The following is a 20,625-nucleotide window of genomic DNA, read 5'->3' as shown; positions in this document are numbered from 1 at the left end:
ATTAATGAAAAATACAGCTTTATGGTTTGAAGAAGGTTATTGTACTAGCCATATAAAAGATGCACATTTGAAAACTAAAAATTTAGCACTAGAAATCCCTATTAATGAAACTATAAGCGAATACGATATTTGTAGATTTAAACTAATTGTTGAAGAAGTGAAAAATGAAGATCAGCTATTGTTGGATTCTGCTATATTAGGTAAAAAAATAACAGAAAAAATATATAAAGATGTATCTTTCTTTGAACAAGATTTTATTTGTTATACACATGAAAATAATTTGGAATTAATAAAAAAAAATAAAAATGAGACTATTCAACAAGCTCTTAGAGATAATGTATTACTTAAAAAAATTTCTTATCGAAAGGATTGTATAGAATTATATGGGGAATACAATATTAAAATTCAAGTTTTTAGACATGGAGTTCATAAGCCTGAATTTTTATCCTCGGAATCTCCACCGTTTCTAACGGATTATGAACAAAAAGTTGAAACAGTCACTGTCTATGTGCTAATATTCAAAAACACAACTGATATTAAAAAGAACAATAAAGTTTTTGATTCTTCAGTTTATGGAAGTTTGGGAAGTCTGGGGTTTTTTATGGTGGATTTAAAACTTTTTAGTGAATTAATAAGAACTGAAGTTGGTGATGAGCCATTAAATCTTGTTGAGTTATTTACTACAACCAATTTAGTTGATAAATGTTTTGAAGAGGGAATATTAATTATTACTTGGGGGATTAAACCTTGGCATTATTATATTCAAGCAATGAGTAATTCAATTCTACTTGATGAATGCATAGTTAGAGGAACCTACAAAATAAAAAATGAGATAAAGGAGTTATCTGTAATTCCTGGTGACGAATTACTTACATGGCCTGCATGTCTTGAAAAAAAATGGCCAATCATTCGTTTGGAGGGTACTGGTGAAAAAATTGATCTTTCTTTATGTACTTGGTCAGGTGAACTCGGAAATGAATTAATTCCAATGTATATTCTTGAAAGAAGTGAAGAAAGGATAGAGAATGTAAATCCTATTATTAACTATAGTTTCATTTAAAATCGAGGTTTCAAATTTGAAGAGTGATTATGTATCAGGAAAAATAAAGAGTGGCAAGAATCCCTATTTGAGGGATTTTTTGCTACTCTTTCTGCTTGGTTAATTTTACAAATTCTCATAATATTAAAGGTCATTTAAGTTATCAGAGAAAAAACATGATGTCTATTGTCAGTCACCAATTTGATTTCTTATACCGTAGCGTCGATGATGTCGGCAATTTATATGAAACAAAAGAGAAAAAAGACCGTGTCTATGGCGCTGGTAGTAGATTACTAGAAACGAAAGATGCCAAATTCTCCTATGACGAAGAAGGAAATCTCGTAGAAAAAGTCGAACATAACGGAGATACATGGAAGTACGAGTACTATGGCAATGGCATGATGGCGAAGGTCATTAAGCCAGATAAGACAGAGATTACGTTCAAGTATGACGCACTAGGTAGACGGATAGAGAAGTGTTCGGAAGGAGAGGCTACCCATTTTGTATGGGATGGCAATACGATTCTGCATGAGTATTCCACCCAGAATGTTGCGGATACTTTAGAAAATCTGAAATCTTCACAGGCTGATACTGCTATAGCTGATAATCTAGTGACATGGGTGTTCAATGATGGTTTTGTCCCTTCTGCAAAGATTACGAGTGAAGGTCATTACAGTATTATAAATGATTATCTTGGAACGCCTGTTGAAGCCTATGATGAGCAAGGAAATAAGGTTTGGTCGGCAGAGCTTGATGTTTATGGACGAGTGAAGAAATTTACAGGTGAGAAAGACTTTATTCCATTCCGTTATCAAGGGCAGTATGAAGATGTAGCGATTGGATTGTATTATAACCGATTCCGATACTATGACCCAGAACAAGGGAATTATACTCAAGTTGATCCGATTGGACTTGCAGGTGGGAATCCTACGCTTTATGGGTATGTTGGAGATTCGAATACATGGATTGATCCATTTGGTTTGTTAAATGAATTTGAAATTGCAGAATATGCAAGTAAATTACATGTGAAAGATGGATTTACAGCACATGAAATATTACAAAATGCATGGTTAAAATACAATGCTGGAGTAACTAGAAGAGGTACAGGACCACTTTCCAGACAAAACCCTGCAATTGCATTAAAAGAGAGTCCTCTTCATCAAAGTATTACAAATTTACAGAAAAAATATGGTATGCATTCTGAAGAAACTTTAAGAAAACAAAGTGCTTTGCAGAACATTAATAGAAATGCCGCGTTAACAAGACGTGGGATTATGAATGAACTCATTACGAGAGGTTGGGACAGTAAGGAAGCAAAAGTATTTGCAACTGAAAAAGTTATGGAATTAAGAAAACAAGCAATTGAACATGGTGAAAGACATGGATTAATCTGTAGAAAATAACTAAATGCAAAGGAGTGTGAAATCCGGATTAAGTTTTTCGGATGAACAATATGGAGAATAAAAATAACATATTAGTTGAGCGAAAAGAAAGTATTTTATTTCAGTTAGACAAAAACCGAAATGTTGGTAATGGATGGATTGGTGGAAATGCTCCAGCATATTTTGACGATAAAGGTGAACTTTTAAGTGAAATTGGATTTGACTATAACTTCTATCTTTGTTTTGTTAATCCATTAGATAAAAATAACATGATTTCCATCTTTATACCAAAAAAATACGAAAATCGGGTTTCAAAAAATATATATCCAAACTGTTCATTGTATGTGTTTGAACATCCAATTTCGATAGAAAGTTTGGATTCTACTTACACTGAATTTGGAATAGATAAACACTATATTTCAGAAGGTATTTTAGTAAGTGAAGAACAAGCATTTGAAACTCCTTTTTTTATTAAATTTGGAGGGAATCCTTTCCATATCCAAGAAGAGGAATATTATTACAGAGAATTGGAAAAAAATGGATATAATTTCTTGTGTCAAATTGATGAGGACGGCTATCCAAGTGGATTATTCCATTCAGGCACAAGTCTTCCATTTGGGTTTGGTGCTGTGTATTTGTATGCAATTGTGACGAAGGATTCGATAAAGGATCCAATAGTAGGATATTGGCAATATTCATAGTTTGATAAATAATAGCTGAAAAATAAAAAAGAAGGCGCTTAAGCCTTCTTTTTTATACCATTCATAAGTGAACAGTTATCATTCCGTTACATCTAAGAAATGTTTTGCTATGACAAAAACAGTCCGCTACTAGAAATGGAAAACGAGCATGTAACCGTTAAGCTAGAACGAAACTCATCTGGCCAAGTCATCAAAAAGTGGCAAAACAACCACCAAATAACAAGCAGCCTCGGTGCCAGATTCGATGTGGAACGTAATGAGCTAGGCAATGTCTTACAAATGACAGCTTCTCGCTCCGAGCAAGTCAATGGACAGCCTCGATGCAGTACAATGAACTCGGTCAAGAGATTGAAAGAATCCTACCAGGAGATGTCATCAGTAAATGGCAGTATGATGTGACAGGTAGACCTACACACCATTGAATAAGTAGTCAAAACCGAGATACACGAAGAAGCGTGTATAATTGGGACGTCAATCATCGCTTACGAAGCATGGTAAACGAGTTAACAGGTGTAAAAGTTACCTATGGTTATGATGAGTTTAGTAACCTCGTCTGGTCCAATCAAGGCGATCAATTTGACTTCTTACACCGCAATGTCGATGATGTCGGAAATTTGTATGAAACGAAAGAAAAGACCGATCGTGTCTATGGTGCCGGAAGTAGATTGCTTGAAACTAGAGAAGTAACCTTCTCTTATGATGAAGAAGGTAATCTGATTCAGAAGGTTGAGAAGAACGGTGATACGTGGAAGTACGAATATAACGGCAATGGCATGATATCGAAAGTCGTGCGCCCAGATAAGACAGTAGTTACATTCAAGTTTGACTCGCTAGGTAGACGTATAGAGAAGAGCTTTGACGAAAAAACAACGAGATTCGTATGGGATGGGAATAATATCCTGCATGAGTATTACTCGCAGGATAATTCAGATATATTTGAAAATCTAGATGAGTATTCTTCACAAAATAAGTCTCAAATACCAGATAATCTAGTGACATGGGTGTTTAATGAAGGATTCATTCCTTCAGCTAAAATCACGAATGAAGGTAATTACAGTATAGTTAGTGACTATCTAGGAACGCCTGTTGAAGCCTATGATGAACAAGGCAACAGTGTTTGGTCAGCAGAACTTGATATTTATGGACGAATGAAAGAATTCACAGGTGAGAAAGACTTTATTCCATTCCGTTATCAAGGGCAGTATGAAGATATTGAAACAGGATTGTATTATAACCGATTCAGATACTACTCGCCTATTGAGGGAATTTATACACAGTCAGACCTGATTGGACTAGCGGGTGGAAATCCGACTTTGTATGGTTATGTTGGTGATCCCAACATTAGTATCGATCCGCTTGGATTGTTTTTTAGTGATGTAAAGTGGAAAAAAGGAAAAAATAAATGGAAAAGCGGGGAATTAGGTACTCATTATAACAAACATGTAGTAAAACAAGGCGAATTTGGTGATATTTCTCAGAATGAATATCATGATCTTATGGAGCAATTTCTAGCAGATGAATCTCCGGGTATGAAACAAGCTAAAGTTGGAAACCAACTTATAAAAGTTGATCCAGCTACTAATCGAGTACTTGCGGGACATACTAAAGATGGAAAGATTCTTTCGTTTTATATAGCACTTCCTGAATTCGTTGTAGAGGATCCTTTTACAGATGCAGTTAATTACGCGCTTGAAAAAACAAAACTATCAAAGTCAGAGGTTAAGTACAAATGTTAATATTTAGTAGGGAACTTGCGTTAACAAGTTACGCGATATACAAAATCTCTTCTTTATCCAAAAACGAAATCGATAATATCCTTTGTTCCGATTATTTGGATGAGGAAGGTGAAACAAAAGAATATGATAGTGTTTACTCTCCAAATGTTCAAAACTTTTTAGTTGGCCATTTTACTACTACTATTCTTGTTGGAATATCAAATAACTTTTTAAAAAAATTTCTTGAAGATTGTTTTAAAGACGAAGTAAATATAATTGGAGATGAGGAAGTTTTATATAAATGTCCATGCTGTGGGTATCTTACTCTTTCAACTCGAGGCGAATATGAAGTGTGCCGCGTCTGTATGTGGGAGGATGATGGCGGATCGGAAAATGATATAGAGCGTATAAGTTCTGTAAATCATTCTTCAATTAAAGACTATAGAGATAAGCACCGGATGCTTCTTGATCCAGAAAATATCCCATATAAAAAAGGTGACTAAATCAATTGTATTTGCATTATAGAGAACGCTCGACTTTCAATCGTCAAAAGCGAGAAAACCGAAGAAGAGATTAGCCTTCAAGAATATAGTTTACAAAGGCTGAAAAGGGTTACGTGATATTTTAAGGCTAATAATATTTTTGTTTTGTATGCCCTTTTGTCCTCTGTGACAAAAGGGCTTTTTAAGTGCACGGCATGTGCAACAAACGCCACATTTTTAGGTTTAATATAGGGTGCCGACCTAGTATGAGCGAAGTCTTGGGGATTGGTTCAAAGAATTCAACGTCCAGGCGATCGTTGGACAACATATCAGCATGATGGTCTAGGGAATGTCATCCGTGCTGATTATTATGATGATACTTGGGAAACGTTTGGCTATGACAAAAATGGGTCGTTAATTCAAACTGAAAATGAGCATGTGACAGTAAAGTTCGAGCGAGATTCATCTGGACAAGTGATCAAAGAGTGGCAGAATGACCATTGGATTGCGAGTAGTTATGATGAATTAGGCAACCGTTCTCAGATTACAAGTAGCTTAGGTGCAAAAATAGATGTCGCTCGCAATGAAATGGGAGATGTATCACAAATCACAGCCTCTAGCTCAGAGCAAGCGCATTGGACAGCATCGATGCAGTACAATGAACTCGAACAAGAGATTGAAAGAATCCTACCAGGGGATGTTATTAGTAAATGGCAATATGATATAACTGGTAGACCGACACACCATCGCGTAAGTAGTCAAAACCGCGATACGCGAAGACGCGTGTATAATTGGGATGTGAATCACCAATTACGCAGCATGGTCAATGAGCTAACGGGTATAAAAGTGACGTATGGTTACGACGAATTTAGTAACCTCGTATGGTCTAATCAAGGCGGTCAATTTGATTTCTTATACCGTAGCGTCGATGATGTTGGCAATCTATATGAAACAAAAGACAAAAAAGATCGTGTCTATGGCGCTGGTAGTAGATTACTAGAAACAAAAGATGCCCAATTCTCTTATGATGAAGAAGGAAATCTCGTAGAGAAAGTCGAAAAGAATGGGGATACGTGGAAGTACGAGTACTATGGTAATGGCATGATGGCCAAGGTCATGTCTGGCAAGATTGGTTCAGCGCATTCAACGTCCAGGAAATCGCTGGACAGCGTATCAGCATGACAATGTAGGGAATGTCATTCGATCAGATTACTATGACGGTACTTGGGAAACATTTGCCTAAAAATGGTTCGTTACTAGAGATGGAAAATGAGGATATAACCAAAAAGCTATAGCGAGACCCATCTTGTCAAGTAATCAAAGAGTGGCAAAATGACCATTGGATTTCGAGTTGTTATGACGAGTTAGGCAATCGTTCACAAATAACAAGTAGTGATATGATATCTAAGACGATTAAAGACGCACGGATGAGAAGTTATTTGAGAATATCATAATAGAGCAGTGAGAACGAGCAGAATTCTGATTCCAGGAGAGGTGTTAAGATGAGTATTGGATTGAATGAGATATGGGATAGAAAAATCCCTGCAGATGAAATGGATTTAGCGGAGTTATCGGATAAAATATGGGAGATTGGTGGACTGCACGTAATCCAAGAAACGGTGTCACCAGAGTTATTTCAACTTCACATCGCCATCAATATGATTGGCAACTGGCAGTCGGATGGCTGGGATGGTATCATTGCGTATCAACCGCATCTTGTGCCGTATATTTCAGAGGTTTTGGGGAAATTTGGCTTGCAGCATTTGCAGTATGCCTTTGACGAAGTCATTGCTATTTTCCCAGATTTCATTACGTTTGAGGATAATTCACTTTATTGTGACATGATCAACTTCCTGCACAATATGCGACTTAAAGTAAGTGACGAACATTTGAACGCGTACACGCAAAAAGAACGTCAATCCATGGTGAAGCAATATCAGGAAAAGATCGATCAATTGGAAAAAATGACGGGCCCCCTATGGGGATATGGCAGCCCAATGGATGGTTGGGCCATGATATTTGATTATATACAGGCTTAGAACGGGAAAGGGGAAAAATAGAGACGTTATATTAATAGGGCTTCATAACGTGATTTTTTATGATGGAGATTTTAGAGTAAAGAAGCAATGGAAACGAAAAGCCATTGAAGAAATCGAAAAGGTTAAAAAAGGGGTTATCAAAAAAATTCCCCTTTTTAATTATTCTGAGTAGCTTGATTTCAAAAAGAGGAGGAATAAGGAATTGAAGTTCTATCGTTATGTGTTAAGTTTCCCACCTTTAGATTGGGAGTGCTGCTTTCTTAGCATTGAGGAGTATAAGCAGAGCTTTGTGAATAAGTATAATCAGAATATAGAGTATTACATGCTAGTTATGGGAGATTGTCAACAGCATCTTGTAGATATCGATAACCTTGCTACTATTACTTATAAAGATCTTTGTGCAAGCGTTCATTCTGCTGAGCTGCGTTGTCCAGCTATGATTTTCTCTATACCGAGTGGCAATCAGCGAGGTTCAGCTTTGTTTTGTATCATGTATAAGCTTGAAGACGACGGGGATACGTTTATTTACTCTCCTGTTCCACTTGTTCATCTAGAGCAAGATCAAGCAGGTGAAGTAGAGCTTTAATGTTTTGAATTCAGAGGTGCTTGTATACTACTTAACTGTCTACCAATAGTTTTTTTATGTTTCGTTGGTTTTCGTGTAAAAGCAATAGGAGACACTTAGGGTCAGTAATAATATAATTAAGAGATTTAAAGGTTCTTAAAGAACGAGAAATGTGTATGCTTTTTCAAACGAGCGAAAATGATACTGGTAATGGATGGAATGGTAGAAATGTGATCAGCATGTTTTGATGACAAAAGTGAGCTGTTTAAAGAAATCGGATTTGATTATTACTATATTGAATATCAGGTTTCAGAAGAAAGTTTGGATATTACATATATGGAATTTGGCATAGAAAAACACTATATTTTCAATAGGCTCGAATAACGGGTGGGGGCATTCGTTTGTCGGTAGTAAACTATCGAAAATTTTATAATTTATTACAAGTAGTTTGTTGGAAACAGTTAAATGCTCTTCTGTTTGTGTCCACACGAAGATAAAAGATATGTTTTTGCTAAAGTCAATTGAGGTATTAGTTTAAACATAAATATTTATGAAAAAATATCAATAGAGTCCACTTTATAGGACAGACGATGGGGGAAGATTCACATCTTCAATTATCGTCTTTTTTGTATTATGTTTGACATAGAAAGGGGAAGTGACATCCGATGGTAGATACAAATTTGAAGGAACGAGTGTTTGCAACATTATATGGTGGAATTATCGGTGATCTAATGGGAGTACCTGTTGAGTTTAAGCAAAGAGGGACTTTCCATGTGCAGGATGTGACCGGGTATGGTACTTACAATCAGCCACCAGGTACTTGGTCTGATGATACTTCTTTAACGTTATGTTTAGTCGAAAATATCATTGAAAAAGGCGATACGAAAACCTTAATGAATAAGTTTGTACGATACATGGAGCAGGGCTATCTTACACCATTTGGAGAAATGTTTGATATAGGCATCACGACTGCTGAAGCCGTTACGAACTATAAAAATGGTGTTTTACCTGAGCATTGTGGAAAAACGGGCGAGTTTGATAATGGCAATGACACCCTTATGAGGATAGCGCCTATCGTATTTGTGGTGATGAATGAGTTAGATTTTGATAAAAGAAAAGCATGGGTACAACAATATACAGAAATTACGCATGCCCATCCACGTTCAATCGTTGGGTCCATCATTTATATTGAATTGCTATTAAGCTTATATCGAAATAATACGCTAGAAACAGCCTTAAAAGAGGTATATTCATTGCTCCAAAGTCATTTACAGGATGATCTGCGAGCGGAGCTAAATGCATATGCAAGGATTTTTAAGGAAAACTTTTTAAAGATTGCAGAGCGTGATATTAGCTCAAGTGGCTATATTGTCCATTCACTAGAGGCCGCAATCTGGTGTGTAGGTAATTCTACAACGTTTAAAGAGGCTATTCTAAGGGCTGTAAATCTGGGAGAAGATACAGATACCGTTGCAGCCATTACGGGCGCTATTGCGGGTATGTATAAGAATATGGATGAAATTCCACATGAATGGTTAGATAAAATGATTAAGAAAGAAGAGATTGACCACTTAATCATGGCATTTTACGAATTTTGTGCAGCTTAGGTGTAAGCTATTTCAAATGAAAGGATGGTGACGAAATGTACCCACTACATAATAGTGCGGCGGCCAATCCACCTGCTACAGAGCACGAAATTCTACATGTGGAGAAGGGCCTGACTTTCCATCTCCCTCAAGTTTATCGATATGTCTTAAAAGAGATGAATGGTTTATCGTTCACTAACGGCGTGTTAATTTACGGTACAGTAGAATTGCTAGAAAGAAACGAGACTTGGGAAGTAGCAGAATATGCGAAGGGCTATATAGCCATTGGTGATGATGGAGGTGGAATGGTTTTTCTAATGAATAGACAAGGAGAGGATGGTCACGTTTTTGCGGTGGATTGTGGTGTTATGAATCCCCAACTTGCTACGTTAATCACATCCGATTTAAACAAGTGGCTACAAGATGGCTGTCAGTTTGAAACAATATAGCTATGCAAACTATTAGAAGCTTATTCCTACTATTGGGAATAGGCTTTTTATTTGATTTTATGTCTATTTTTGGAGAATTTGATTTGAGAAATATAGCAAAATTATTACATATCCTATTAATTTTTTGTATTTTTTAGAAAATTATGTTGAATTATTGGAGGGAGATAGTATAATGAAAATATAGTTACATATATGGTTAATAATTACTTTAATAAAGAACTTATTGGCAAATACTTGTAACTATAATCTTAAAAAAACTAATGAAATGAGGAGATTTTAATGATTAACGTTATTCAATATTTAGAGCAAAATCCGTCGTTGGTAACATTGTTAAAAGAAAAAAAAGCTTCTCTTATTGGTATTTCAGCACTTGAACAAAAGGCAATCTTGGATTCGTTTGATGAAGATATATGTTTAGAAAGCACAATTTGGTATTAAATTTAAATAAAAAAAAATGGTTTTGGCTCACTATAAGTATTTATTTGGTATTAGGTCTATATTTACTAAATGTTACATATAGTGAGCCTGTTTTGAGTTTGAAGGTACAAAAAGCGGATGGACAATGGATTTTAACGGAGCCATATTACAAAGAGTGGGCTGAAAAACAGCAACTTACTACAGGGGATATAATTTTAGAAGTTAATGGTATAAAAATAGACAATATTCAAGATTTAGCGTATGAACCTGTAGTTCGATCTGCTAGAGAATTGACTGTAATGAAAAGTAATGGGACTGTTATAAACTTAAAAATAAAGTTATCTGATATACCTCAACAATTTTATTATGTTTTAATAGTCCCTTTTTGTTATTTTATACTAACTTTGCTTATCACTTTATATTTAAAATATAAACAAAAAAATACGATTCTTATTAATTTGTTAATTCTTTTTATTTTAACAGTTTCATTGGCTTATGTTAGTAGTGGAGCTTCTAGTAGATTAAATATTGTAGGTATTATAATCAACCGTAGCAGCATGTTACTATGTTTAGTGATATTAATGCACTTTTTGAAGATATATTTTGAATTCATAGAGATAAAATGGTTGTTTATAAAGCGAATTAGTACTGTTTATGTCATTCCTATTTTTGGTGTATTACTTAGTATTTTCAGTGTTCTGTATCCTTCAACTCATTTTCAAAATTCATATATCATTTTGGGGTTATTTTTCTTCTTATTACTATTAATTCTTGGAATTATAATAGAAGGATATTTCAAATATAGAACTCCACAATTAAAAATACTATTAAGTAGTATCATCATCCCATTTTTGCCTTTTTTATTTCTTTACGCACTACCTGAAATCCTATTTCATAAACAACTATTATCCGCCGACGTATGTTCATTATTTTTAATGCTTATTCCATTTAGCTTCATATTCACACAGCTAACTGAACGTATTTTCGATATGGAGTATTTTATTTCTCGATTACGTTATTATTTTAATTTTTCCTTTGGCTTTACAATTTGGTTATTAGCCGGTTTATATTTATTGACCGATCTATCCATTACGCGCATGACGGAGATTTTCTTTTTCGCCTTTCTATCGTTAATGGCTTTGTTTTATATAAAAGAGCGGATTGATTATCGTAAGCGGAAAATTTTATTTTCTACAAAAGGGGATTACATCCACCGCTTGTATACAACCGTCGATAGTATTGGGAGAGTTGTAAAGATTGAGGATTTATTGGAGAAATTTGTGCAGGAGGTTGTGCTCCAGCTTGAAATGGAAAGGGTATATGTTTTAACCTATGATTTTCAAACACATCAAGTGACATTGACGAACAAATCCAAGGAATACACGCAGCATCAGATTGATGAGGTTCTAGTCGAACGATTAGGTTTAGGGGATATTAAAAAAACAGACCATTTCTATATCGCCTTTATTCATCAAGATGCAAATTATAAACGCATTCTTGTTGTGGATCATAATAAATCGATTTATCTGAAGGATGAGGAATTGTTATGGCTCGAATTGCTGCTGCTCTATTTAAATAATTTTATCGAAAATACAAAAATGGTCGAGGAGCTACTAAATCAGTTAAAGCATATGAAAGAGGCTGATAATCGACAGCTGCCATGGCTCAACAAATTACTTTGGCTACGCTTCGAGGAAGAAAAATATCAGCTTGCTCAAGAACTTCATGATACGATTTTACAAGAACAGCTTCATATCGCCAGAGAAATGGGTGTCCTCATGCATACAAAGGAAAAAGAGGAGATCCCCACAAAACTTGTGAAGCTTCATGAACATATGCTTACCTCATTGAATGATTTAAGGGGCTATTGTGAAAATTTAAAGCCTCCACTCTTAGATACATTGGGTTTAAATGCAGCCCTTGAGAAGCTTATACAAAAAATCCATAAACGCGCTGATTTTGTCTTGATCTATACCATTGACCGTCTTTATTTAGAGGATGAGCGTTTGAATTTAATGATTTATCGACTGTTCCAAGAATTATTAAACAATGCTTTAAAGCATTCGTATGCCCATACAGTAGAAATTTATTTATTGGGTACCGAAGAGGGCTTTGAAATATTGTATACCGATGACGGGGTGGGTTGTCATATAGATGATATTTTACTTGCCGATTCTATGGGCATTCAAGGTATGCAAGAGCGAGTTCAGGCTTTTAATGGGAAATTCACCTTAGACAGCAAAGTAGGAGAAGGGATGACCATTCGAATTATCGTAAGTGAAACGAATCATACACACTCTTATACGTATAGTACCCTGAACCGTCCAACTTATATGATTCGTGGATAAGCAAATGAAGCAGAAGCACATAGGCATACTTTTTTCACCTTTTAATCTCTTCGTCGATGCTACGAATGTGGATTAGAAGGCTTTTGTTTTTTCATAACATTTTATACTAGTGAAACGCTCTCATTAGAGATCCCATTATTTGAAGTGTCATTGCTAGTAGGTGGAAAGTATTGCTATAATATGTGATATATACATAATGTAAGGAGCGGATTTTGAATGACTAAGGCAAAATTCTTACTAATGGCAGTAGCCCCAGCAGCTATTATTATGCCTATCGATGCACATGCTGCTTCAGAGCAGGTAACTATTGAAGGAAGTGGTATGGTAGGGACAGAATTAAAGGCTGATATCACCTCCTTACCAAAAGATGCTAATTATCAGTACGAATGGTATTTTGTGAAAGCGGGCGTAGAGGAGCTGCTTTCTTCACAAACTAGCAACGTCTATTTAATACCTTCAGATGCATTAGGAAAATCCATTATTGTTAAGGTTACAGATGATCGTGGGAAAATGTATGAAAGTAAAAAAATCGTTGTTAAAGGAACTCTTTCCACTGAAGGCAATGATTATGTGAATGGTAAGTTAGTCGCTAAAATTGAAGGTTTATCAAGTAACACAAATAAACCGACTGTATTTACAAATTTTCAATGGTATGTCCTAGAAGATAATAAGGCGAAACCCATTGCAAATGAAACGAAATTAGAGCTCGTTATACCACCTTTAGCTGCTGATAAACTGATCTTTGTGGAGGCCAAAACAGAAGATGGATTGGTATATGTAAGTCCGAATAAAAAGATTCAGAAGCTGAATTTAAGTATAGAAGCAATTGAATTTGAAGGCTTCACAGGTGGAGATTTTGTCGTGCCTGGAGATACGCTTAAAGTGAAAATCCCTGTCGTTACAACAGAAACGGATACTTCACAAAAAATCACGTTAGAGTCGAAACAAATTTCGTTTACCTATCAATGGCTATATAAGGTAGGAAGTAGTTATTCTATCATCCCCAATGCCTCCACTCCTTCCTATATGATTCCTAAAGATACACAGGATTCAGCAATGAAGGATATTGTGGTGAAGGTTACTGCAAAAGTGGGAGATCAAGTGATTTCTGGTATTGCCGTAACGCCAATCCGTATTTCAGACAATCACATAAAAGCTATTGAAAAACAAATTGTCACGTTGCTCACAATGGATACCCAAAAACGTGTTATCTATAGAGAAGATATAAAGTCAGTTCTATCTCAGATAGACAATCAATATCAAAAATTAACACCAGCAGCAAAGGCACAGGTGACAAACTACTCGATATTGCAGCGTGCTGTAGCTGATATTGCCAAAGTAGAGCGTATTGCAGCGCAAATAAAAGCATTAGATGGAAAGAGTAGCCTCCAACAGCTTCAACAACTAAAGGCTGAATATGATCAACTGGATTATTTACAACGAAGCTTAGATGCAGGTAATAATTATCAGCAAATAGTAGATTTATTGCTGAAAAATCCAGATAGTCAAAAGGAGCTTGCAAAGCTTGGTGAAATCAATAGACTGATTACAGAGTTATTGGGAGGCGGTATGGATCCGATCCCACAATACGCTCCAGAAACAACGAATGTCTTAGCGGAAAAAATAGCAGATATAGATGCTAAAATTAATGCCCTTTTACCGGAGTATAAAACGGTTGTGCAAAATCAAGCCATTTTAACAATGGCAAAAGCGGATTTAAAAAGTGCACAAAAATTGGAAAAGCTATTTGATAAATTACTAGGACAGACGCCTAAACAAAAGGTAGCAACAGCTAAAAGCATTCGGTCAGCCTATTTGAAGCTGAACTTACGTCAGCAAGGATTGGTAGAATATAAGCTACCCCTCCTAGTGGAAGCTGAAAACGCAGAACGTACGACAATCGAAGAGCTGGAGCAATTGCTAGCCGAGGTGAAAGGGGCAGCAGGATTAGCGAATGAATGGGAAACACTTAAATCGAAAGTTAATACCATCATCTCACTGCAAAAAAGTTTAAAGTCCTATAATGATATGGCGACAAAAAACGAAATGCTTCAAATGCAAAAGGATTTAAAGGCAGCTGAAAAAGTCATTATCCAAATAGAAAAATATAAGGCGCTATTGAAACCTGAAACGAAATTTAACAAAATACAGTCAGCCTTTCATTCTGCATTAAAAGCGTATAATAAATTAACAATATCTCAGCAAAAGTATGTTTATAATGCTACTCTTTTGAATGAAATTCCTACGAATAATGAGATTCCTGGTGAGACAAGTAACGATGCAACTGTAGGTAAGAAATTCAGTGATGACATTAAAAATGCTCTTAACGATTCATCTGACTTTGAAAGCTATGCTAGAGCTGTGGACGAATTAGTCAATAAATATAAAGAGTTGCCTAAAGGCGTAAAGAAATATGTGATAAATTATGCAGACTTAAAAGCTGCCGAAGCCAATGTGAGAGCGGTCAGATCCTTTGATAAGAAGGTCAATGAGGCATTATCTGTAGCAGATTCCACTAAACAATATTCGAAGCTACAGACTGTTCAAAAAGCATACAGCAAATTAAATGCCATTCAGCAAGGATTAGCTCAACCTCTTTATGTAAAAATCAGCAATAAAATCGAAGAATATACAGAGAATTATAACGATTTAAATAAAGAACTTATGGATGCAAATGGCTATATTTTTTCGCTAACTGAAGTAAAGGATATGATTAACAAGTACAATGCTCTTTCCTCTGCTGAGAAAAAACTAATTACCAATGCTCAGGATCTTAAACAAGCAATAAGTGACGTCAAAGCTGTTGAGTCCTTCATTAAGAAATTCCAGACGAATCTAGAAAAAAATCCATCGGCGATTATTAAAGATTTTCGAAAGCTCACAACGCTACAGATTAGTTTATTAGAGGGCTATGAGGCCGAGATGAATGGACAGTTAACGAGTTTATTGGAAGAGATTCAAAAAATGGAAACAAGTGAGCAAACAGCCAATGATCTTGTATTAGAGACGATTGATTCAATCAATGAATTACAAATAGATGGATATTATGTGTCCGACTTAGAAAATCGAATAATTGATATAAAGAACAAATATAATCACTTAACAGCTATGCAACAAAAACTTGTCAAAAATTATAGCAAGCTTACACAGGCTGAAAGTGATTTACAAAAAGTGAAAGAAGTAATATTACTTAAAGATGATGAGGAAGCATGGCAAAAGGCATATAATAAATTATCTAAGAAATTAGAACAGCTATATGAATCAATAAACTCATAATAAACAGCAATCTAGCAGTCAATCTCTGCTAGATTTTTTATTGTTTAATCAAAATATTATTATTGTCTTAATATTAATTCAGGAGAAAATACACTTTTTAGAATTCTTTCTGCAGAACAAAGGAAATTATGGCTTTATGGTCGATATAATTCATTAGATGGATAGAGGAGGTTAATCGATTTGAATAAGAAATTATTTTTAACAGCAGCAGCTATTCCTGTAGCACTTATTGTACCAACCGTAGCAGGTGCAGCAGAAACGGTTATCATTACTGGACAAAATATTGTCAATGAAACATTAACAGTTGATAAATTGCCAGAAAATACAGTAGTTAATGCTTATCAATGGTATTATTTAGAGAAAATTGATGGTGAAGATGGTTCAAAAAATGCGACGAATAAGCCAATTTCAGGTGCTACATCGTCTACTTTAAAAGTACCGGTTGAAGCGGCTGGAAAATCAATTTTCGTGGAGGCTACTACAACTGATGGTAAAAAGTTTCAAAGTGAAACACGTAAGATTAATCAATTAGATCTTGAGATAACAGCTCCAACGCTGGAGGGCTATTCCGCTTCTGATTTTGTTGCACCTGGGGAAACCGTTAAAGTGGCAGGTGTTACTGTAACGGATAAAGCAGGCGCGAAATTACAGAGTGGCCAAATTACATATAGTTATCAATGGTTTTATAAACTTGGTGATAGTTCCTTTACCATTATTGAGGGAGCCGCTGGTGGCACATATACAATACCAAAGGATGCCATTGAAAAGGGCATCAAAGATATTATTGTTAAAGTAAAAGCACAGGTAGGTACTGCGTTTGTGGAGTCAGATTTTTCTACCGCTATTACTGTATCTAAAGAACCAACGGATACGTTAATGAATGATATTAAGGCCTTACTGGTGCATGATAATCAATACAATGTATCGAGCCTAGAATCATTTAAGGGACAGCTAACAGCATTAGAAAGTAAATATCAAGCCTTATCAGTACCAGCTAAAGCAAATGTATCCAATTATGAAGTCCTAAAGAGAGCACTTGCTGATGTGGAACTAGTCAGTAAATTAGAAGAAAAAGTCGATAAAATAAAGGACGTTAATGAAAAAGACCGACCTAAATATATTCAAGAAATTGAAGAGGCATATAATAAGCTCGATCAGTTACAACGTAGCTTAGATGTGAATGATACCCTATATACGAACATTAAAGATCTTTTAAATGAGCCAAATGACCTTGAGGAAATAACAGAAGTACGAAGACTAAATCAAGCAATTGTTCATTTACTATCCTACGAGAATTCTCTCGCGCAATATGTACCTTCAGATAAGGATGCCCTACAAACGCTAGTTACTAGCATTGAAGCGGATATCGCAAAGCTATCCCAAAATTACCGAGGCGCTATTCAAAATCAGACTATTTTAACGGAAGCTAAAGCGGATATTAAAAAGGTTGAGCAATTTATTAAGTCATTTGATAAATTATCACCAAACAATACGCCCAATAAGCAAGTTACGGCTGCCAAGTCCATTCGTTCTGCCTATGAAAAATTAACATATAAGCAATTAAAATTAGTATCAGATACGTATTTGCAGCGTTTAACAGTTGCAGAAAGTGCTGAAGAAAGTCAAATTGCTGCACTAAATCATGATATAGACAGCTATATTGGCGATGATATCTATCCAATCAATCCATCGGCTAGTTCATGGCAAAGTCATGTCAATAATGTTAATCGAATGATTAAAGAATATAAGAGCTTAACAAAAGCGTCAGCAGCACAAATTATTGGATATGATGATCTTGTCACGCTACAAAAGGATTTGAAAACGGCTGAAAAAGTAATAAAAGATATGGACGCTTATCAGAAGTTGATGGGCATAACAGGTGTTAAGGAAAGTAAATTGACTTCAAGTTATTCCAGTGCGTTAAAAGCTTATAATAAGCTGACGACATTACAACAGTCTCTTGTATATAATGCAGATGATTTTTTACTGAATACGCCAAAAGTTTCGATTGATGACAATGGTAAAGTGCCTGCTGATAAGGCAGCAGCTGAGGCTTTAAAGGCGAATATCGCGAAATTGGCAAATGTTACTACATTTACATTTAAACAATTAGAATCTGCTGTTGATACAGCATCAGAATCCTATAAAGCACTATCTTCTGGTGGAAGAAAATACGTGACGAATTATTACTTATTAACAGCGGCGAAGAAGGATATTTCAGGTGTAAAATCATTCCATAAAAAAGTACAGACAGCTAGAGAAGAAACAGATGCTGCGAAACAAGCTAAAAAAATTGAAACAGTGCAAAAGGCTTATGCAAAATTACCTGCAAATCAGCAGCATTTAGCAAAAGAACAGTATGAAGCTTTATTAAATAATCAAATTATCGATGAAAATGCACCGAATATCACACAGCTAAATAATGAAATTGCAATAATCGTTTCAAATGAACTCTATACCGTCTCAATGGAAAAAATTCAAAATCTTTCTACACAATATAGTAGTCTTAGCTCAAGTGATAAAAAGCTGATTACGAATTATGATATTTTAAAAGCTGCAATAGCTGATGTGAAAAAAGTAGAATCCTTTATGAAGACCTATGAAAAATCGTTTAGTAGTAATCCGAGCACAGTCATTAAGGCATTTGAAAAGCTAACGTCTAAACAAGTGAGTCTTATTGATGCAGGGACTAGACAATTGATTATGGAGAAGCAACAAGGTCAGCAACAAACGAATGAAAATGCTTTAATGTTAATTGAATCCATAAATTCTCTACTTGTAAAAGGCGAGTATGTGGATGGTTTAGAAGATAAAGTGAAAGAAATACGTGCCAAGTATGATGAATTAAGTGCTACTGATAAGAAAATTGTTAAAAATTATTCGAAGCTAACTCAGGCTGAAAATGATTTGAAAAAGGTAGCAGAAGTCCATGCTTTATACAAAGCAGATGGCGATGATGCGGCTCGGAAGGCATGGCAAACTGCTTATGGTAAGCTTTCCAAAAAATTAGAATTACTTTATACAAAAATGTATCCAACTGAAAAATAATTTTTATTCAAAGATGGCCCCGAACTATTTTCGGGGCTTTTCTTTATACAGGAAGCCATTTTTATTTGTCTTGTCATTTAATTGTCCGCTATACTATGTACAACAGAGAAAGAAAATTTTTACATAATGATTGCAGTTGCACAAAGAAGGTAGGAACGAAAGATGTATAAAATAGGTGTTGTTGGTCCCGTTAAATCCGTTGAAAGAATTATTGCATTAGCACGGGAAATTGAACAGGATATGGAATTTATTCCGTATGTTTATGAAGTAGCAACTGAAACAAAGCATCTAGTAGAGAAACATAATCAGGACGTGGATTTCTGGCTATTTTCTGGCTATATCCCTTATAAGCTTGCTCGTCAAACGAATGTTTCTCAGGAGAAATTGGCTCATATTATTTTTTCAGAGGCTGCCATTTATCGTGGATTTTTAGAGCAGTCCTATCAACAAAAAAAGTTTATTGAAAATGTTAGTATCGATATCATCCCATCCCCTTCTCAAATGGCGTCAGAGAGTCTCGCGGAGATTCAGCACAATGTAAATCACATGTATTTAAAGGAATTCGATGTGGCCATTGATCCGCAGGAGTTATTTGATTTCCACTATAGTCTCTGGCAGGAAGGAAAGATTGATTTTGCCATTACTTGCTATCCTTCTGTTGATGAAGAGCTGAGGAAACAGGGTGTTCCATCTTATTGGGTTTCACCGACGAAAACAGAAATTTACCATACCGTTCAGCTTTTTACTGAAAAAATCAAAACATCCTACTATAAAGAAACACAAATTGGTGCAGTTATGCTTGAAATAAAGGACTTCGATTCATTGAAAGAGCGCATGAAGCAAGGTTATCGCATTCAATATTTAGAATTGCGCACGAAGGAATATTTGCTCCAGCTTTGTGAACAGATAGATGGCTCTCTTATTGAAGAGGGAAATGGAAAGTATACTATTTTTAGTACAAGGGGAGCCATCGAAGGACAAATAAAATTTTTACAAGAAAAAATGTACCAGCTGTCGATCGAAATGGAAGCAAAGGTGACAGCAGGCATTGGCTTTGCTCAAACGGTATTTAATGCCGAGTTACATGCACATCGAGGACTAAGACAGACAAAGGAAAATGAAGCGATTGATATTGTCATGATTCAGGATGATGGCACGATTATTGAATCGGTTGGGAATGTAGAAGAGCTTGCTTATTCCTATCGAGCAGAAGATCCTTATATTTTAGAAAAACTAAAAAAGGGTAATATTAGTATTAAAACGTATATGAAAATAAATGCACTCGTGCAGAAAATGCACTGGAAGCATTTCACAACAAAGGATTTAGCGACACAGCTTCAAATGAGCGAAAGAAATGCCCAACGGATCGTAGCTGATTTATGTAATGTAGATTTAGCGAGAATCTGTGGAGAAGAGTTACAGCATACACGTGGTAGACCAATAAAAATGTATCAGCTTGTTTAGAATCTGGCAAAAATGTCCCAAACCATTAAATGGTTTGGGGCATTTTTTTGCTATTTTTAGAATTAGGCATTTTTTGAGCAACCCAGCTACATCAACGAATTGTACACCTTTTTA

At 35.4% G+C, this 20,625-nt stretch carries 16 protein-coding genes; all 16 read left to right on the top strand.

Features of this window, described 5'->3' with window-relative positions; translation table 11 throughout:
- Positions 1-4: 4 nt before the first annotated feature.
- The 16 genes from AC6BKE_RS22050 (at position 5) to AC6BKE_RS21975 (ending at position 20,511) form a co-directional block, all read left to right on the top strand.
- Entirely contained in the window at positions 5-1,060 is a 1,056-nt protein-coding gene (locus tag AC6BKE_RS22050) for a hypothetical protein (protein WP_036127269.1), read from the top strand.
- Between the two features lie 155 nt (positions 1,061-1,215).
- Complete coding sequence (locus AC6BKE_RS22045; protein ID WP_499858045.1) at positions 1,216-2,442, top strand: RHS repeat domain-containing protein; 1,227 nt, start codon at positions 1,216-1,218, stop codon at positions 2,440-2,442.
- Between the two features lie 50 nt (positions 2,443-2,492).
- The gene (locus AC6BKE_RS22040; protein WP_230593887.1) at positions 2,493-3,122 is read left to right on the top strand and encodes a hypothetical protein; all 630 of its coding nucleotides are present in this window, start codon (positions 2,493-2,495) and stop codon (positions 3,120-3,122) included.
- Positions 3,123-3,257: 135 nt separating this feature from the next.
- Positions 3,258-3,521 carry a hypothetical protein gene (locus AC6BKE_RS22035; RefSeq protein ID WP_499858044.1) on the top strand — a complete coding sequence of 88 codons (264 nt, stop codon included), beginning with the start codon at positions 3,258-3,260 and terminating at the stop codon, positions 3,519-3,521.
- 56 nt (positions 3,522-3,577) lie between these two features.
- Entirely contained in the window at positions 3,578-4,858 is a 1,281-nt protein-coding gene (locus AC6BKE_RS22030; RefSeq protein ID WP_499858043.1) for an RHS repeat domain-containing protein, read from the top strand.
- Positions 4,852-5,340 (top strand): CPCC family cysteine-rich protein, encoded by a 489-nt coding sequence (locus AC6BKE_RS22025; RefSeq protein WP_342503645.1) that lies wholly within the window; start codon positions 4,852-4,854, stop codon positions 5,338-5,340. The genes AC6BKE_RS22030 and AC6BKE_RS22025 overlap by 7 nt, the downstream gene beginning before the upstream one ends.
- Positions 5,341-5,604: 264 nt before the next feature.
- Entirely contained in the window at positions 5,605-6,501 is an 897-nt protein-coding gene (locus tag AC6BKE_RS22020; protein WP_499858042.1) for an RHS repeat domain-containing protein, read from the top strand.
- 320 nt (positions 6,502-6,821) lie between these two features.
- The gene (locus tag AC6BKE_RS22015) at positions 6,822-7,358 is read left to right on the top strand and encodes a hypothetical protein (protein WP_499858040.1); all 537 of its coding nucleotides are present in this window, start codon (positions 6,822-6,824) and stop codon (positions 7,356-7,358) included.
- Between the two features lie 202 nt (positions 7,359-7,560).
- Positions 7,561-7,944: a hypothetical protein gene (locus tag AC6BKE_RS22010; protein ID WP_036125675.1), complete on the top strand. Its 384-nt coding sequence runs from the start codon at positions 7,561-7,563 to the stop codon at positions 7,942-7,944.
- A gap of 644 nt (positions 7,945-8,588) precedes the next feature.
- On the top strand, positions 8,589-9,530 hold the full coding sequence (locus AC6BKE_RS22005) for an ADP-ribosylglycohydrolase family protein (RefSeq protein ID WP_036125673.1): 942 nt from the start codon (positions 8,589-8,591) through the stop codon (positions 9,528-9,530).
- A 35-nt stretch (positions 9,531-9,565) separates the two neighbouring features.
- On the top strand, positions 9,566-9,958 hold the full coding sequence (locus AC6BKE_RS22000; protein ID WP_036125669.1) for an SMI1/KNR4 family protein: 393 nt from the start codon (positions 9,566-9,568) through the stop codon (positions 9,956-9,958).
- Between the two features lie 279 nt (positions 9,959-10,237).
- Positions 10,238-10,396 carry a competence pheromone ComX gene (comX, locus tag AC6BKE_RS21995; protein ID WP_036125665.1) on the top strand — a complete coding sequence of 53 codons (159 nt, stop codon included), beginning with the start codon at positions 10,238-10,240 and terminating at the stop codon, positions 10,394-10,396.
- Positions 10,369-12,723: an ATP-binding protein gene (locus AC6BKE_RS21990; protein WP_342534952.1), complete on the top strand. Its 2,355-nt coding sequence runs from the start codon at positions 10,369-10,371 to the stop codon at positions 12,721-12,723. The genes comX and AC6BKE_RS21990 overlap by 28 nt, the downstream gene beginning before the upstream one ends.
- Positions 12,724-12,939: 216 nt before the next feature.
- Positions 12,940-15,999 carry a coiled-coil domain-containing protein gene (locus tag AC6BKE_RS21985; RefSeq protein ID WP_499858035.1) on the top strand — a complete coding sequence of 1,020 codons (3,060 nt, stop codon included), beginning with the start codon at positions 12,940-12,942 and terminating at the stop codon, positions 15,997-15,999.
- Positions 16,000-16,179: 180 nt separating this feature from the next.
- Positions 16,180-19,047, top strand: coding sequence for a hypothetical protein (locus AC6BKE_RS21980; protein WP_499858034.1), 2,868 nt, complete (start codon positions 16,180-16,182; stop codon positions 19,045-19,047).
- A 162-nt stretch (positions 19,048-19,209) separates the two neighbouring features.
- Positions 19,210-20,511 (top strand): hypothetical protein, encoded by a 1,302-nt coding sequence (locus tag AC6BKE_RS21975; RefSeq protein ID WP_089934565.1) that lies wholly within the window; start codon positions 19,210-19,212, stop codon positions 20,509-20,511.
- The last annotated feature ends 114 nt before the right edge of the window (positions 20,512-20,625 follow it).

The organism is Lysinibacillus sp. COL-1 (assembly GCF_059814265.1).
The sequence above is the reverse complement of the archived record's forward strand: the minus strand, read 5'-3'. Positions and strand labels throughout refer to the sequence as shown.